Raw genomic sequence first — 2,295 nt, forward strand, 5'->3', positions numbered from 1 at the left:
CGGACGGAAGGGCGGCGGTCCTCTTCGCCGACGCGGGCGGCGAGGGCGACGGTGAGGGCGGCGAGGGCGACGGTGCCGGCGGCCAGGGCGGCGGATACACACGCGTCACGGTGGACGAGGCGCGCGGCCTCTGGCAGAAGCTGAGGGGCGCCCTGCGCGAGGGCATGGCGACCCGCGGGACGTTCGGCGACTTCGACGGCGACGGCTACCTCGACCTGGCCCTCTTCTCCAGCCGGCGGGACAGCGGCGACTCCACCAACAGCGTCATGCCCGCCCACGAGGTGCGCTACGGGCCGCTCGCCCGTGACCTGAGCGGCAGCCGCACCGGCCCGATCCGCATGCCGTCCCGGTCCTTCGTCGAGGGGGTGCGCACGGCCGACGCCGACCACGACGGCCGTGCCGAACTCCAGGTGTTCCAGTCGGGCGGGGACGGGACGCTCTCCCGGTACGTGGGGCGCCAGGAGGACGGGGGAGTGAGCGTGAGCCGCCGGGAGGTCGCCGGCTACGCGGGAGACGACGACTGGCGGCTGCCAGCGACGGGATGGCGGGACTTCGGGGTGTGCGGGAGCTGAGCCGAGGCCCCCCGCCGGTGACGGGGACGGGGCGGGTGACGGCAGGGGACGGGCGCGGTGACGGCTGCCACCGCGCCCGCCCGGGCTCACGCCGGGCACACGGTCAGCTGGTGCTGCAGGAGACCGTCGGCCAGGTGCTGCTGCCGTTCTTCATGATCGTCATCCCCCAGTTGTTGCCGCTGCCGTTCGGCGTGGCCACCAGGGTCTGGGCGTCGGGATAGGTCGCGTTGACGTTCCAGGTGGTGGCGATCTTCTCCGGGGACGGGACCCTCACGGTCACCTTCCAGGTGTTCGAGCCGGAGACCGAGACGTTGAGGTTGTACCGGTCGCTCCACGACGTGCCGGCGGAGAGGGTCGCCGTACAACCCCCGGTCGGCGGAGGCGTGGTGCCGCCGCCGCCCGACCCGTCGGGGGCGACCGCGCGGCCGGTCGACGGCGAGATCATGCCGGCGCACAGTCCCTTGCTCGACAGGGTCTGCGCGATCCGCGGGATCGCCGCGAGGGTGTTGGCGGGCCAGTCGTGCATCAGGATGATCTGCCCGTTGGTCAGCCGGCCCGCGGCCTGCACGATGGCGTCGGTGCTGGCGTTGTTCCAGTCCTGCGAGTCGACGTCCCAGAGGACCTCGGTCAGGCCGTACTTGGCCTCCACCGACTTGAGGGTCGCGTTGGTCTCGCCGTAGGGCGGACGGAACAGCTTCGGGGTGCCGCCGCCTGCGCTCGCGATGGCCTGCTGGGTCCGGGAGATCTGCGAGTCCATGGACGCCTGGGAGAGCTGGGTCATGTGCGGGTGGTCCCAGCTGTGGTTGCCGACCCACATGCCGGCGTCGACCTGGGCACGGACCTGGGAGCTGTTGGACGCGGCGTAGCTGCCCTGGTTGAACATGGTCGCCCGTAGCCCGCTCTGCTTGAGGGCGTTGAGGAGGGCGGGCGTCTGGCCGGACGGGCCGTCGTCGAAGGTGAGTCCGACGTAGCCGTTGCAGGCGGTGGCCCGGTCCGGGGCGGCCTGGGAGGGGCCGGCGGCGAGCGTGGTGGTGGCCGCCGCGGCCAGGGCGACGGCGGCGAGCGCGCCCAGTGCGGAGCGGAGTCCTGCTCTGGAACGAAGCGCGGGAACACGTGCGAAACGCATGGGGGGATGTCCCTTTCTCCGTGACGAAGGACAGCCGGGACCGATGGCCCGGCCGTGGAACGGGAGTCGGCGGCGCGCCGCTGTATACGGCGCGCCGGAACCACCGACAGTGTGAACCGTCCTGCGCCGGGATTGTCAACGCTTTCGGAGTGGAATTCGAAAGCTTCGCTTCGCTCAAGTGTGGTGGCGCGAGGCGTAGTTGCTGGTGAGGGCGGTGGATGGGGCGCGCATTTCGCGAGCGATCGAAAAGTGTGGCCGTATGCGGCGCCGGCCGGTGTTTATTGGCGCGAATGTTTCGAACCGGAAAGGCGCCGCATCCGTGCCACGCGGGAACGTGCGGGGGTTCCCGGTGACGTCCGAGGGTTTCCCGGAGCGTCAGAGGACGTGGGCCGCGTACCGTTCCGTCACCTCGGCGAGCACCTCGGAGCCGTCACGGGCCCAGAGGCCCTCGTTGAAGATCTCCACCTCGATCGGTCCTGAGGCGTAGCCGGCGGCGTCGACCAGTTCGCGCAGCCGGCGCATGTCCACGCAGCCGTCGCCGAGTTGCCCGCGGCCCAGCAGCACGCCCGCGGGCAGCGGGGTCACCCAGTCGGCGAC

At 71.8% G+C, this 2,295-nt stretch carries 2 protein-coding genes and 1 pseudogene; 1 reads left to right on the top strand and 2 read right to left on the bottom strand.

Going from position 1 to position 2,295, the window contains the following annotated elements:
• On the top strand, positions 1–572 hold a 572-nt coding region (locus HW445_RS27540), incomplete at its 5' end, for a hypothetical protein (RefSeq protein WP_180223581.1).
• A 103-nt stretch (positions 573–675) separates the two neighbouring features.
• Here HW445_RS27540 and HW445_RS27545 read toward each other — a convergent pair.
• On the bottom strand, positions 676–1,698 hold the full coding sequence (locus HW445_RS27545) for a polysaccharide deacetylase family protein (RefSeq protein WP_180223582.1): 1,023 nt from the start codon (positions 1,696–1,698) through the stop codon (positions 676–678).
• 375 nt (positions 1,699–2,073) lie between these two features.
• Positions 2,074–2,295: pseudogene (locus tag HW445_RS27550) on the bottom strand (sugar phosphate isomerase/epimerase); the annotation flags it as partial.

Source organism: Streptomyces sp. UH6 (genome assembly GCF_013421635.1).
Classification (GTDB): domain Bacteria; phylum Actinomycetota; class Actinomycetes; order Streptomycetales; family Streptomycetaceae; genus Streptomyces; species Streptomyces abyssomicinicus.